Annotated in this window: 9 protein-coding genes; 1 reads left to right on the forward strand and 8 read right to left on the reverse strand. The window is 46.1% G+C overall.

Going from position 1 to position 15,463, the window contains the following annotated elements; all coding sequences use genetic code 11:
- Positions 1 to 93: 93 nt before the first annotated feature.
- A complete protein-coding gene (locus tag RJ41_RS06630; protein ID WP_052235420.1) occupies positions 94 to 2,694 on the reverse strand; it encodes an EAL domain-containing protein in 2,601 nt (866 codons plus the stop codon).
- A 437-nt stretch (positions 2,695 to 3,131) separates the two neighbouring features.
- Between RJ41_RS06630 and RJ41_RS06635 the strand changes: the two genes are divergently transcribed.
- Complete coding sequence (locus RJ41_RS06635; protein ID WP_039218515.1) at positions 3,132 to 4,649, forward strand: serine hydrolase; 1,518 nt, start codon at positions 3,132 to 3,134, stop codon at positions 4,647 to 4,649.
- 252 nt (positions 4,650 to 4,901) lie between these two features.
- On the opposite strand, the gene RJ41_RS06640 is transcribed toward RJ41_RS06635, so the two are convergent.
- From RJ41_RS06640 to RJ41_RS06670, 7 genes are all read right to left on the reverse strand, one after another.
- On the reverse strand, positions 4,902 to 5,375 hold the full coding sequence (locus tag RJ41_RS06640) for a (2Fe-2S)-binding protein (RefSeq protein WP_039218518.1): 474 nt from the start codon (positions 5,373 to 5,375) through the stop codon (positions 4,902 to 4,904).
- A gap of 3 nt (positions 5,376 to 5,378) precedes the next feature.
- Positions 5,379 to 7,700, reverse strand: a complete 2,322-nt coding sequence (locus RJ41_RS06645; protein ID WP_039218521.1) for a molybdopterin cofactor-binding domain-containing protein — start codon at positions 7,698 to 7,700, stop codon at positions 5,379 to 5,381.
- A gap of 436 nt (positions 7,701 to 8,136) precedes the next feature.
- Positions 8,137 to 11,034 (reverse strand): aminomethyl-transferring glycine dehydrogenase, encoded by a 2,898-nt coding sequence (gcvP, locus tag RJ41_RS06650; protein WP_039219168.1) that lies wholly within the window; start codon positions 11,032 to 11,034, stop codon positions 8,137 to 8,139.
- Between the two features lie 121 nt (positions 11,035 to 11,155).
- Positions 11,156 to 11,545: a glycine cleavage system protein GcvH gene (gene gcvH, locus RJ41_RS06655; protein ID WP_014950360.1), complete on the reverse strand. Its 390-nt coding sequence runs from the start codon at positions 11,543 to 11,545 to the stop codon at positions 11,156 to 11,158.
- Between the two features lie 26 nt (positions 11,546 to 11,571).
- On the reverse strand, positions 11,572 to 12,651 hold the full coding sequence (gene gcvT / locus RJ41_RS06660; RefSeq protein WP_039218525.1) for a glycine cleavage system aminomethyltransferase GcvT: 1,080 nt from the start codon (positions 12,649 to 12,651) through the stop codon (positions 11,572 to 11,574).
- A 366-nt stretch (positions 12,652 to 13,017) separates the two neighbouring features.
- Entirely contained in the window at positions 13,018 to 14,157 is a 1,140-nt protein-coding gene (gene nagA / locus RJ41_RS06665) for an N-acetylglucosamine-6-phosphate deacetylase (RefSeq protein ID WP_240485749.1), read from the reverse strand.
- A 130-nt stretch (positions 14,158 to 14,287) separates the two neighbouring features.
- Positions 14,288 to 15,202, reverse strand: a complete 915-nt coding sequence (locus RJ41_RS06670) for a glucosamine kinase nucleotide-binding domain-containing protein (protein ID WP_039218528.1) — start codon at positions 15,200 to 15,202, stop codon at positions 14,288 to 14,290.
- Positions 15,203 to 15,463: the final 261 nt, after the last annotated feature.

Here is a 15,463-nt window from a genome sequence, read left to right on the forward strand (position 1 = left end):
AGGGTAATTGTTAGTATCGACTGCTCTAACGAAGCTGAGAAACGAAGTACTTCCCCTTTAAATCAAACGTATGCACTCTTGTTTACAAAAGTCTCAAGCGCTATCACCACTGAATAATGGTATATGCGCTTTTTTTAATTCTATTGTTGTTATTGCCAATACGTTTTCTATCGGTTCGGGTTTGTGTAAATAGTACCCTTGTGCGTAATCAACATCTAACTCTGTAACACGATTGAGCACTTCTGCACTGTCAACAAACTCTGCAACGGTATCTAATTGTCGTAGCTTTGCTATTTCTACAAATGCTTTTACCGCAACCTCGTCCATAGGGTCAGTCAAAATATCTCGAACAAATTGACCGTCTATTTTTAACTGCTCGACGTCTAGATTTTTAAGATAACCAAATGAAGATGAACCCACCCCAAAATCGTCTAAGGATATTTTTATACCAATGCTGCGGAGGCTATCAACAAAACTCGCTGCATCAGCAATAGAGCGAATTGCGACTGTTTCGGTTATCTCAAAGCACAACCTTTTCAGGATATCAGCATTCGTTTGGCGGAGAAGCTCAAGCAATTTTTTATGGAATTTTCGGTCTCCTACTGATTGACCTGACAAGTTAACATGTACCTGGGAAATAGAGCTCAAGTTGGCGTGATTTTCTAGTGTTGCAATTACCCGTTCGACCACATGAATATCAATCCGACTGGCGAGATAGTAACGTTCTGCAACAGGCAAAAAAGTGCCAGGCGACACCCAACCGGATTTGCCATCGGGTAACCGCAATAATACTTCTATGCACAACTTTTTATCCGATGAGTGAACAGGCACAATTCTCTGAGCAAACAAAACAAATTGGTTAAGATCTATCGCATACTCGATACGCGTTGCCCAACCCATTTCAGTATGGCGTTGTTGGATATCTTGGTCGCTCTCTCTCCACACATGTACGCGGTTTCTACCAGCATCTTTTGCGGCATAACATGCCCTGTCAGCCGCCTGCATCAATTCAGTGGTGCTCTGCCATTGTCCCTTTACGGGCACCAAGCCTATACTGGCACCAATGCGAAAGCTTTTGCCACCGTGTATGTATCGGTATTCATTCACCGCGTGACAGAGCGACTTGGCAATATGAGTGGCTTTCTTTTCATCACAGCCAGCGAGTATTATTGCGAACTCATCACCACCTAGCCGCGCGATAAAGTCACTGGCGCGGATATGTTGAGTGAGTAGATGACTTATCTGCTGCAATAATTCGTCACCAGCCGAGTGACCGCAGGTATCATTAACAATTTTAAACTGGTCTAAATCGACAAAGAGTACACCGTGAAGGCTCGTTTCTGAGGAAATATCAGACACCAACCGATTTATTCTCACTTCAAACTCTGTTCGGTTGAAGAGCCCTGTAAGCGGATCATGCGTGGCTCGATAGCTCATTTCATCGCCAATCCGCCGTTGCTCTGTAACATCGTGAAATACCATGACCGCCCCCATCATCTGACCATCTTCAGAAATAATGGGCGCAGCGGAGTCTGCAATGCCGTATTCAGTGCCTTCGCGAGAAATCAGCAAAGTGTGGTTTGCCAATCCCTTTTTGCGCTTCTCTCTCAAACAGCTATCGACTGGGTTTTCAACGGTTATTCGCGTTTTTTCGTTAACGATGTTGAAAACGTCACTAAGCTGCCTACCCATAGCTTCATCAACCATCCATCCTGTCATCTGTTGGGCTATAGGGTTCATCCATGTGACCAAGCCATAGGCGTCGGTGGTGATGACCGCATCGCCAATTGATTTGAGTGTAACGCGCATGAGTTCATGCTGCTTGGCCAGCTGAGATTTAAGTAGCTTGGTATTGGTAATGTCTTGAAACACGCCAAAAAGTCGTACACACTGGCCATCTACAAAATCAGGTTTGCCTAGGGCCCGCACCCAAATTGCCCGTCCCTTCGCAGTAATCAGCTCAAGTTCTACATCCCAAGGTTCACCGTGCTCAATGCCGCGTGTGACCGCTTCAGTGATTGCTTTTCGGCTTGCCCCTTCCTTATAAAACTCGATGCCTGAATCCAAGCTAGGTTCATAATCCAGCGGTACTTCGTGGATTCGCTTAGTCTGCTCACTCCACTTAATATCCTGTGTTCGCACATCAAATTCCCATGTGCCTATGTCGGCAGTTTTCTCTAACTCGTTCAGCAAACCAGCTTGTTTTTCAAACACGCGTTTCTGTTGCTGTTCATACTCCACTTGCTGCCGTTCATGCTGCTTTAATACAGTGACATCCGTATGTGCACCCAGCATGCGGATCGGGTTGCCATGCTCATCCCGAATAGCCATCCCTCGGCAACGAATCCACACAGTGTGACCATCTTTATGTCGATAACGCACTAATTGGTCGTAAGCATGTGAGGGGTTTTCACAGTGCCGTTGGAAGTTCTTTATAGCTACTTTTAAATCGTCCTGGTTAATAATATCTTGCCATTCAGACGCGAGGTGCTTTTTTGTTGCGGGATCGTAGCCCAAGGTAGTCCAAAATGATTCGCTCATCCACTCTTGTTCTGGGTGTTCTAAATCCCAGTACCACAACCCATCAAGCGATGACTTTTCGATAAAATCAAAAATACGAGGATCATGCTTGATTTTAATCAATAACTCTTCGTGCAGGCGATGGATTGAAGCATCGGCGGGCTGTTGAGGCATTTGGAACCTTCTCTAAAATGACTTCGAATCTATATTTTACTTTTAGCGCCTTGAGACTACTCAAGTTATTGCGCTAATTCCAATTTTATATAACACCCCATTTAAAGTACCACGTACACAGAATCTTCGACATTTTGAAAAATAATGAAACGTCTTTTGATCTCTGTTAAGAAAAACGTGTTTGCCTTATTTTTTCAACATTACTTCTTAACTAAAGATAGCGCTGCGTTCGACATTTGCAAACGAGATGTCAAATGTTTACTCACTAAATTCAATTAGTAGCTACTTTATAAACGGGACAAGGACACTACAACAGCAAGCCTAGCAACTTATGGTGCGCTGCAATTTTTGTCGCGTAGCAGATTGATTGACGCCGTAATGCCAGCAACGTACTCTGTGACTACAGCGGAATGAAAACGCGTAACGGAATACTTCTGATGAAATCAGCCAAGACACTCACTGCCTTAACACTCTCTTTTTGCCTAGCATCACTTTTAGGCTGGGCGAAACCTGAAACCTCATCGGCCTCTCCCTCACCTGCCGAAGAAACACAAGAAGCCAATCTTTTAAAAGCTGGGTTAGCAGGGCGTATTCGCATTGAAGGACAAGCGGTTGATTTCCAGTCGTTAGAACAACGACAGGCGCATTACAAGGTGCCAGGGGTGTCTGTCGCCTTTATGCGAAAAGGACAACTTGCTTGGACCATGCAAAGCGGCGTTAAAGATTTAACCACTGAATTGGCTGTTGATGAAAACACGGTGTTTCAAGCAGGAAGTATTTCTAAACCTGCATTTGCAGCAGTATTGATGAAATATCGCGAAGATAAACCGCTAGATTTAGACGCAGATGTTAATACCTTACTCACCAGCTGGCAGTTACCTGAACATGAATGGTCAGGGCAAGACGTTGTTTCTTTACGCAGGTTGTTAAGCCACACGGCGGGTACCACAGTACATGGCTTTCCTGGTTACGCGGCGGGCGAACCCGTGCCTACTTTGCAGCAGGTGCTAGAAGGGGCATTTCCCACCAACACCGACGCTGTTATTGTTGATATTCAACCTGGCACGCAAATGCGTTATTCAGGTGGCGGCACTACGCTCGCTCAACTTACCTTACAGGACGTAGCTAACGAGCCTCTGCCATCTATGTCGCAACGGCTTTTATTTAAACCTTTAGGCATGACACGTTCTGGCTTCGAACAGCCCATATCGACCAACTTATCAAATAATATGGCTACGCCGTACGACGGTGACGGCTCGCCAATTAAAGGTGGCGCGCATACCTACGCCACGCTTGCAGCAGCAGGTATGTGGAGCACGCCCTCAGACATATTGAAACTAGCAAGCGGCGTTCGTAGCGCGTACTTAGGGCAGAAAACCGACTGGATATCGCAAGCCACCGCGCAGGAGATGTTAACCAACAATACGCCGAGTATTCAGCCGCCCAATGTTGGTATCGGCTTTTTTATCAACATGAGTGAAGATGGAGACATTCTTGGTTTTGGCCACGGAGGCGCAGATGCTGGATTTATGTCGCAGCTTTATATTGAGCTAGATACCGGCAACGGCTACGCCATTATGACGAACGGCAACAACGGTAGGCAGTTGATTACTGAACTAGAAATACGCTTAAAAGAAGCGTTGGACGTTGGCTACTCCGAAGCTGAAACTAGGAAGTTAGTACCCATAAGCCAAAAGGAGCTAAGTAAATATATTGGAACCTATGTGGTGACCAACCCCGTGAATGTTGATGTAGTGCTAGAAAAAACAGCCGATGGCTTTGTGCTTAACGCGTTACCCTATGTTGAAAACGAAGAATATTTTCATGAGGGTGGCGGTCGATTCTTTGCTAGGAATGGAAGTAGCGTTCGTTTTGAGGTGGATGCTGAAAGTGATGACGGATTGGTTAAGGCGCTTGTGATGGATGGGAAGATTCGGGGTGTTAGGGAAAAATAGATTCTAGGGTGTGAGCTGATACATGCCCCTAATCCTTTTTGTTCTAGTTACCACCCTTAGTATATTCTAAGCTAGACGGCTACTATTTACATAAAGCAGCCCTCCAGTTAAAAGCAGGTGAAATTCCTGCAATTCGCTTTAAGCAGTCTACAATACTACCAACCCTATAGGCGAGATACTCAGATTAGTTCTGAGCTTATACAAATTAAAGTGTTCTTCTCAGCCCCGACCGTTTTCCCAAAAACTAGCCTCTTATGTCGTCTGCTGAATCAAAGCTGCAGCATGTTTAATGGCTTTTCGTATTCTATGATAGGTACCACAGCGGCAGATATTGTCGCTCATAGCTTCATCAATGTCACGATCGTTGGGATTGGGATTAGACTCCAAGAGTTTGACGGCGGTTAAAATTTGTCCCGCTTGACAAAACCCACACTGAGCGACATCTTCGTTTATCCATGCTTCTTGCACTGGATGCAGAATATCATCGACCGCAAGCCCTTCAATAGTGGTTAGCGATGCACCTTCTACTTCTTCCATCGGAACAATGCATGGACGAACTAGCTCACCGTCTTTAAAGATAGTGCAAGCACCACACACGCCAACACCGCAACCATATTTTGGGCCAGTAATACCAAGTCGATCACGCAAGAGATACAGAAGCTCGTCATCGTTTTCAGCGTCGATAGAAACCGGGTTATTGTTAACGTTAAATGTAATTTGTGGCATGAATTAACCCTCTGGATAGAAGTCACGAAGTGGAAAACGACGTGGTGCAATACCCGTCGCCCTGGCAAATGCGTTGGCTATCGCCGCTGCCGCCGCAGGAACTACTAACTCGCCTGCACCTCCCGGTGTTTCTCCGTTAGGCGGCATAAAATGCACTTCAATCTTTGGTGGCGTGTTGCGCATTCGAGCAATTTCAAAATCGCCGTAACTGCTCTCGCGTATTGCGCCATTGTCGAGGTGTAGACTGGTGCGAATCATGTAGGTAATGGCGTCGGTTGCCGCACCGATAACTTGCGCCTCAAGGCCGGTTGGATTCAATACTCGGTTCACATCCAGAGCAACAACAATCTTGGTGACTTTACATTCTTTCTCCGGATTTTTGAACGTTTGTAATTCAACAAGCACTGCGGCTCGAGACTTATACTCTTTATGTAACCCGAGGCCCTGGGCACGTCCTTTTTTCATTCTCCTTCCCCACTTGCCCTCTCGAGAAACTTTTCGCAGAACAGCTTTGGAGCGCTCATCATCAAGCATTTGTAATCTGAACTGGCATTCGTCTTCGTTCATTGCGCGTGCCAATTCGTCAACAACTATCTCGTTTGCGACGGCAGCTGTGCCGGAGTAGATGCCGCGCCAAGAGGAGGTTGGCACAACGAATTTTTTTTCGTTTAGCAGCAAGGAAGTTGCACCAAACTTATATTGCACTAGTTGCGTTGAGTGCCAGACTGTCTGGCTGAAAGCAGCGGGAGCTAATTCTCCTCCCAATGCAGTAATACCGTCGCCAAAGCCATGTTCGAGATCCAATTCAGCGGTCGCAGCGCGATGGTCAAACGACAACACTTTTTTGCCTATTAAAAAACCTCTAGTGTAAGTCGCTTTTACGTTGTGCAAGCTGAGCGGTCGTGCGCGGCCAAACTTTGTGTCGTCCTGTCGGGTAAACATAAGTTTGATGGGGCGGTTTACAATTTGTGAAATACGCGCGCCTTCAACTGCTGCATCAAAAAATAAGCGACGACCAAATGAGCCACCGCTCTGAATTACATTCACCTCAACGTCAGTGGGTAAGACTCCAAGTTCACGCGCAATTTTGGCTTGTGCTGCAAGTGGCGTCTTGGCGCCAGTCCATACCCTGATCTTTGAGCCGGTTGCATCGGCAACTGCTGTCATGGTTTCCATAGGGGCATGCGCCAAATAAGGAAAAATGAACTCGCCGCCAACCGAATCTGTAGCCAGAGGGATTTTAGGTAAGGTTGGCAGGTTTATCGCGCGTAACTGCTCAATGACCTCGGCGTCAGATAGATGTTCGGCAGCACCCTCACTCCATGTAATATTAAGTGCATCACGCGCCCGAAATGCTTCGCCAAAGGAACGCGCAACAACAGCCACGCCAGAGGAATTTGCATCAACATCCAACGGAACTTCTTTGATGGCAAGGACACCGGGCAGGCCTATTGCCTCAGAATCGTCATACGTGATCACGCAACCACCTAAGCTGGGTGGCCTAGCGACCACAGTGGGCATCGCGTCTGGTATGTCGAGATCCATCGCGAAATCGAGTTTGCCGGTAACAATATCGCGCGCGTCAGCCCGCTTTTGCGGCGTACCGATAATTTTGTATTGTGACGGATCTTTAGGCTTTGCCAGTCGAGCTGCATCGTTGCGTCCCTCAACACCTGCGGTGAGCTCAGAGTAAGCAATGCGGCTGCCATTGTTATCAATTGCAAAGCCATTTTCTGTACTAATTTCGTTCACAGAAATCCCGAAATGCACTGCAGCTGACAATTTTATCTTATGTAACAGCGCTGCCGCGACCTTGCGCAACGGATCCCAAAGAGAGGTTACCGCGTGAGAGCCTCCTGTAATTTGACCAGTCGCTCGTCTGATTTCTGCTGGAGATAAAGTCGCATCAATTGAGGACATTTCAACGTCCAGCTCTTCGGCAAGAATCATCATTGCAGCAGTTAATATACCTTGTCCTACTTCCATTCTTGGAAGCTCAAAACGGACACGGTTATCGCTCGTTATCTTAATTAAATAATCGTAGTAGAAAGGGTCACCGGAGATAAGCAACAGATCTGTTAAATCCAGTTCATCTGCAAGTTCCGGTATTCCTAACAACCGGGCGTTGGCATCCTGAGGACGTATAGCTCCGCTGGTTATGTGTAACGCAACAGCAAAACTCGAACCCTTAAGCATGTAACCAATAAACTTTCTTCGTCCGGTGTTTTCTAACTCGACAATGTGTTCGTCATCACTACCGGATTGACCATGATTCTGTGAGGAGGTAAGCGTCTCTATTTGTTTTGCATGGTTGCTTTTTGTCATAATTTCTCCGTTTCAGATCAAGACCTTCAATCGTTAACTTAAGCTTAAGAAAATTCGTTTATTTAACGTAGGTATTTGCAGCTTGCTAAATAAATGTTAACGAGATGCTAACATTACGTACACTTTATTAAGCATTAATAATAATTAATACTAAAGTAGGGGGATCCCCCTATTGTAATAGCGACTTTACTCACTGCGAAAGCGATTTTCTTTGCTAAATCAACAATATAGAAATCTGAGATCAGGACCGAAGTGTAAGGAAGTTTTCCGAATATCCGCTCCTTGTCTAAAGCGGCCCCCAAGATTCAACAGAAGGAGAACCACTCCGCTCTAAAAGCAACCGTTTAATTCCTAGAGCTTTGAAAACAAAAAAGGCGAACCATCCGGTTCGCCTTCCAAATCAATCAAGCTTTATCAGCAACGCTGCTGAACCAACCTACTCCTCAACATAGCTCTCAATGCTAGGGCAAGAGCAGATCAGGTTACGGTCGCCGTAAACGTCATCAATACGGTTAACCGTTGGCCAGAACTTGTTTCTGTGTACTTCTGGTACTGGGTACGCCGCTAACATGCGGTCGTAGCTGCGATTCCAGTCGCTATCACAGATATCCGCTAGCGTGTGTGGTGCGTTATGAAGCGGGTTGTCAGTGGCATCCCACTCACCGCTTTCTACTTTTGCAATTTCTTGGCGAATGCTAACCATGGCGTTGATAAAACGGTCTAATTCGTACTTCGCCTCCGACTCGGTTGGCTCAATCATAAGCGTACCCGCTACTGGGAAGCTCATGGTTGGCGCATGGAAACCGTAGTCGTTCAGGCGCTTCGCAATATCTAGCTCGGTTACACCGCTTGCTTCTTTAAGCGGGCGAAGGTCAATAATACATTCGTGCGCTACGCGGCCATTGTTGCCTTTATAAAGCACAGGGAAGTGCCCTTCTAGCTTCTTAGCCACATAGTTAGCGTTAAGAATAGCTACTTCGGTTGCACGGCGTAGGCCTGCGCTACCCATCATTTTGATGTACATGTAGCTAATAGGCAGAATTGATGCACTGCCCCATGGCGCTGCCGATACCGCACCACAATCTTTGCCTGCGGTTTCTACGTTAACAACCGTGTGGTTAGGTAGGAATGGCGCAAGGTGCGACTTAACACCAATTGGTCCCATGCCTGGGCCACCGCCACCGTGTGGAATACAGAAGGTCTTGTGTAGGTTAAGGTGCGATACATCTGAACCAATGAAACCAGGTGACGTAATGCCCACCTGCGCGTTCATGTTCGCGCCGTCCATGTAAACCTGACCGCCGTATTGGTGAACAATGTCACAAATCTCGCGTACGGTTTCTTCATACACCCCGTGGGTAGACGGATACGTGATCATGGCGCACGATAGGTTGTCACCCACTTCTTCCGCTTTTTTGCGAAGGTCGTTAAGGTCTACGTTACCTTTGCTATCACACGCTACTACTACCACTTTAAGGCTAACCATTTGCGCAGACGCTGGGTTAGTACCGTGGGCAGAGCTTGGTATTAGGCACACGTTTCTGTGACCTTCGCCACGGCTTTCATGGTAACGCTGAATAGCCAATAGGCCCGCGTATTCACCTTGTGCACCTGAGTTCGGCTGCATTGAAAGCGCGTCGTAGCCTGTTACGTTAATTAGCCACTTGCTAAGCTCGGCAATCATTTCTTGATAGCCCGCTGCTTGGTCTAGTGGTGCAAACGGGTGAAGCTGGCCGAATTCAGCCCATGTTACTGGGATCATTTCAGCCGTTGCGTTTAGCTTCATGGTGCACGAACCCAATGAAATCATTGAGTGGTTAAGCGCCAAATCTTTGTTTTCAAGGCTCTTGATGTAACGAAGCATCTCTGTTTCAGAGTGATACTTGTTAAACACTTCGTGGGTTAGGAAGTCGCTAGTACGTACTAAACCTTCAGGAATAGATTTTACGTCTTGCGTGGTTACTTCTGCATCCAGACCTTCCACTGTTAAGCCGTGCTCTTCACCAAGCAGTACGTCGAATAGCGCAATAATGTCTTCGCGTGTGGTAGTTTCGTCTAGCGACACACCTACCGCACCTTCAAGGTCAGCACGTAGGTTCATGCCTTTTGCGTAGGCTTTTGCTAGTACGTCTTCTTTGTTGCTTACCATTACGGTTAGCGTGTCGAAGTACGTGCTGTGCTTTAGCGCTACACCTTTCTGGTTTAAACCAGTAGCAAGAATGTCGGCGAAGCGGTGAATGCGTTCAGCAATGGTTTTAAGGCCTTGTGGGCCGTGGTATACCGCGTAGAAGCTTGCCATGTTGGCTAGCAGCACCTGCGCTGTACAAATGTTCGAGTTCGCTTTTTCGCGGCGAATGTGTTGTTCACGAGTTTGTAGCGCCATACGAAGTGCTGGGCGACCACGGGTGTCTTTACTTACACCAATAATACGGCCAGGTAGTGAACGCTTGTAGCTGTCGCGTGTAGCAAAGAATGCCGCATGTGGGCCACCATAACCCATAGGTACACCAAAGCGCTGTGCACTACCAAGTGCAACGTCTGCACCTAGCTCGCCAGGCGACTTAAGCATTACTAAGCTCATTAGGTCAGCGGCTACTGCCACAATACCTTTTTTCGCTTGTACTGCAGCAATGATGTCGCTGATGTCTTTTACTTCACCGGTAGAGGTTGGATATTGAAGTAGCGCACCGAATACGTCGTGTTCTGCCGCTTCTTCTGCCGCACCTTTGATGATTTCAAAACCAAACATTTCAGCGCGAGTTTCAACCACGTCAACCGTTTGCGGGTGAACGTCGTTAGCAATGAAGAAAGCGTTTGATTTTTTATTCTTAGATACGCGCTTAGCAAGGCCCATGGCTTCTGCTGCCGCTGTACCTTCATCAAGTAATGATGCCGATGCTAGCTCTAAGCCAGTTAGGTCAATGGTTACTTGTTGGAAGTTAAGAATAGCTTCTAAACGACCTTGAGCAATTTCTGGCTGGTAAGGCGTGTACGCTGTGTACCAACCTGGGTTTTCTAGCACGTTGCGAAGAATAACGTTTGGTACGTGAGTATCGTAGTAACCCATACCAATGAAAGAACGGTTAATTTTGTTCTTTTGTGCAACGGCTTTAAGTTCACTTAATGCTTCAACTTCTGTCGCCCCTTCACCACATTTTAGTGGCTCTGGTAGCGCAATACCTGCCGGTACAGTTTGCTCAATTAAATCGTCTAGTGAGCTTGCACCAATAGCAGACAGCATTTCTTCAATTTCGCCTTTACCCGGACCAATGTGACGGCGGATAAATGTATCTTTTTGCTCTAGTTGAGCCAATGTAGGGGAAGTATTCGACATAACGTTGTTAAGCACTCGTAATGGTTGCCGCAAGGGCGCGTTAAATCTTTAAGTTAAAAAGGGGCTGAATTATCTTCATGCCCCTTTTCAAATTATGGTTCTTTTAAAACTGCGTAACGAATTACTCTTCGTCGATGCTGTTTTCGTAGCCTTCTGCGTCAAGTAGACCTTCTACTTCAGCCGCATCGTCAGCTTTAATTTTGAATAGCCAACCGTCGCCGTATGGGTCAGAGTTAACTAGTTCTGGTGAATCTTCTAGGTCTTCGTTAATTGCTACAATTTCACCTGAAATTGGCGCGTAAACGTCAGACGCTGCTTTTACCGATTCAGCAACACATACGTCGTCGCCAGTGCTTACTGCGTCGCCAACATCTGGCAAATCAACGAAAACCATGTCGCCAAGTAAGCCTTGTGCGTGCTCAGATATACCTACAGTGAAAACACCGTCACCTTCAGGGCGAACCCATTCGTGCGTAGCGGCATAGCGTAAATCAGTTGGGATGTTGCTCATAATCGTTCCTGTTATTCTCTGTTAACTTATAAAACACTTTTTCCATTGCGAACAAAGGAGGGCTTAACCACTTTTACTGTAACCCACTTTTTGCGCATTTCCACTTCTACTGTTTCTCCAACATCACTTGGTACTCGTGCCATCGCAATTGAGTGACCTAGAGTTGGAGAGAACGTACCTGAAGTGATAACGCCTTCGCCGCTTTCTGTTTTCACTTTAAGACCGTGACGCAGCACGCCTTTTTCAGTCATCACCAAGCCTACTAGCTTGTCGGTACCCGCTTCGCGCTGCGCTTCTAGTGCTTTACGCCCTACGAAGTCACGATCAGCCGGTTCCCATGTAATTGTCCAGCCCATGTTGGCGGCTAGTGGTGATACAGTTTCATCCATATCTTGGCCGTATAGGTTCATGCCTGCTTCTAGGCGAAGGGTGTCGCGAGCACCCAGGCCGCATGGCTTAACGCCCGCGTCTAGTAGTGCTTGCCAAAAGTTTTCCGCTTGCTCAGCTGGCACCATAATTTCATAGCCTGCTTCACCGGTATAACCTGTGGTAGCAATGAATAAGTCTTCTGCTTGTACACCAAAGAATGGCTTCATGCCCGCTACCGCTTCTTTTTGCGCTGCGCTGAACAGGTTAGCGGCTTTTTCTTTTGCGTTAGGGCCTTGTACGGCAATCATGGCAAATTCAGGGCGCTCGGTGATGGTTACGTCAAAGCCTTCTGCTTTGCTCATTAACCAGTTCATGTCTTTTTCGCGCGTTGCTGAGTTAACTACTAGGCGATAGTTAGTTTCGTCGAAGTGATAAACGATAAGGTCGTCTACAACACCGCCTTCTTCGTTAAGCATGCCGCTGTATAGCGCTTTGCCTTTGTCTTTTAGTTTTGCCACGTCGTTGGCTAAAAGGTACTGAAGATAAGCTTTGGCTTGCGCGCCTTTTACGTCAACAATGGTCATGTGAGACACATCGAACATACCGGCGTCTTGACGCACAGCGTGATGCTCTTCAATTTGTGAACCATAGTTAATTGGCATATCCCAGCCGAAGAAATCGACCATTTTCGCACCGGCTTCTAGGTGCTTTGCGTGTAGGGCGGTGGTACTAGACATTCCACTTACTCTTTTTAATTTGAAAGGTAGAAAACGAAACTGAGTATAGTGAGCTAACGTTTATGCAACAAATTGGAAATTTTTATCAATACATTTAAAAAGCAAATGTATTTTTAAGAAAACATGAGGAAAGCAAATATTTAACCGCTTACTGATGCATTCAGATTGTTTAACGAAGATCGCAGCCGAGACTATTGAACCTGAAACAGCTAAATATCAGATGGTGTTTGGAACGGGCAGTGACAATTCAATACTCAGCTCTTTTGAAACGTTGCTGAATGCTTGCTACGCAATTGTTGAGGACGGTGGAAGGAATGTTTAAATACTGATTAGTAGCCTGTTAAAAGTTGTTCAATAGCAAGTGTGCTAAACGCACACTTCACCATTTTGCCAAACGTTTGCAATTGCGTGGTCTTCGCTTAGCTCTACAAAGTTCGCCCGCTGCCCTACTGCAATGCTGCCTAGTGTCTCGTTAATACCCATAAACATAGACGGTGTTGCACTTGCCATATAGCTCGCGTCTTCTAGCGAAATTCCTATGTCGTTAACGCAGTTAATAACCGCGCCATGCATGTCTAAACAACTTCCTGCGAGTGTGCCATCAGGTGTAGTAAGTTTGTTTCCCACACGAGTAATATGGGTATCGAAAAAATCTATAACCTCTTCGTCAGCTCCTACGTGGGCCATGGCATCGGTAACCAGCATTAATTGCGAAGGCCCTTTGGTTTTGAAAGCCAGCTCAACCGCTTTACGGTGCAAATGCTGATGGTCAACAATGATGCCGCAGGTGTTATTGCTTAGAAGCGCTGCGCCAACCATACCAGGTTCACGAGAGGTAAACGGCGACATGGCGTTGTATAAATGTGTAAATCCAGAAGCTCCCGCTTCAATCGCAAGCTGCACAATATCAAACGGTGCATTAGAGTGCCCTAGCGCTACAATAACGCCTTGGTTTACTAAGTCCCGTATAACATCACACGAGGTATTTTCTGGTGCTACGGTAATCATTACCTTGCCAAGATCTTTTCGGGTATAGGTGGCAAGTTCTCTGTCGGTTAATGGCCGTATATATTTTGAAAGGTGTACGCCTTTTTTCTCAACGCTTAAGTGTGGCCCTTCAAAATGAATTCCTTCAACGCTTGGGTGCCGGCTCTCTATTGCTTCACTTACCGCATTGGCGGCGCTTTCGATAGTTGCTATGTTATCGGTAATAAGCGTGGGGAATAATGTGGTGGTACCAAACTTTCGATGGGCTTTGGACATTGTGCTTATGCTTTTAAACGTTGGGGCGTGATTAAACATTACGCCACCGCCGCCGTTCACCTGTGTATCTACATACCCAGGAATAAGCCTGTTAGACACGCGCTCAGAAATTTCTTCACGCTGCTTTTGTGAATTAGAAAGTGCTTCGATGTGAGTAATTACGCCCTCTTTGATCGTGAGTACTTGGTCTTTTTCCCAGTTACCTTTTATCAAAACGTTTTCGGCTAAAATTGTCTTCATCATTGCGCTTTCATTTTCCTAATTACGTACGGTTGTAGCAGTGTTTTGTTTGCTGCTTATAACGTTGATTTTTCGTCGCTTATCTCATTACTTGCATCGAAATTTGTCATGTGACCTTATGGCTTACTTGCCGTTATTGGTCATCATGTATTGCCTTAGCGTACTTGATAGCGCCCTGCTCTGGCGATAATTCACATGCTTGCAGGCGCGTACGGATTTTCTTAGAAAAGTAAGGTACATACACATTGCTTAACCCACCAATTAAAGCAAGATTATACGTGTTATCACCTAGAAGTCGCTGAGCCATACTTTCTAAATATTCGCCACCTTCGTTAAAAATGCGAACAACTTGAGGCTCACCTTCACTTAAAAGTGGCAGCATACACGGCACTAAGTTCGCGTAATGATAAGTACTAAACCCAGCACATTTAGCCACCATCTCATCGGCATTTGAGGTCCCGAGCTCTGCACATACTTTTTTGGCAAGGTCATCAGGGCTTCGAATATTGTCTAAGCACAGTAAGGTGTGCTGAATAGCTTTTAGACCTAGCCAAGCGCCACTTGCAAAATCACCTATTGGAAAGCCGTGTCCGCCTAAATCTGTAAACTTACCCTCGTTAAATACGGTGCCAGCCGACCCCGTCCCCACAATGATCACCGCGCCCGGCTTTCCATTATGAGCACCTACGCAGGCAGCGTGTAAATCACTTAGTATGTGAAGCGAATGAAAGGGGTGCTGCCAGTTTTCAAAGTGAGCTTTTGCGGTGCTTATATTAGCGCCAGCCAGCCCGGCTGCAACTACACACTGTGATAGCGTAATGGGTGTGACTGGGATTTCGCTATTCTGTGAAGCCAATAAGATATTAGCAGACTCAATAGCCTTATCTACCCCATCCAATATAGAGGTTTTAGCAAGTTCTGCGTCTCGCATTATATTAGCTGGACCGCTAATGCCTTCACCTAGATGCGTGCCGTTCTTATCTTGTAGTATGACTCTGCACTTAGTACCGCCGCCATCTATGCCGATAAAATACAAATCAGAGTTCATTACATGTTCTCGTAGTTAACATCACTCATTACATACTTAGTCAGCACATCGCTATGCGCGGTAACTCACTTTAAACGCGCAACACTTCTTAGATCGACACGCTGATTTAATTTTTTTGATAAGCGCTACTAGAGCGTAACTGTTTGCTGCTATTGGTTAATTATATTATCGATATTTAATTACTAAAGCCTATCACAATTGCGCTTAGCTTAACGTAGTTTGCTACGTTTAATAGCTTGAATTCGTGAATTCATAAACGTG

It is taken from the genome of Alteromonas marina, assembly GCF_000808575.1.
Taxonomy (GTDB): Bacteria; Pseudomonadota; Gammaproteobacteria; order Enterobacterales; family Alteromonadaceae; genus Alteromonas; species Alteromonas marina_A.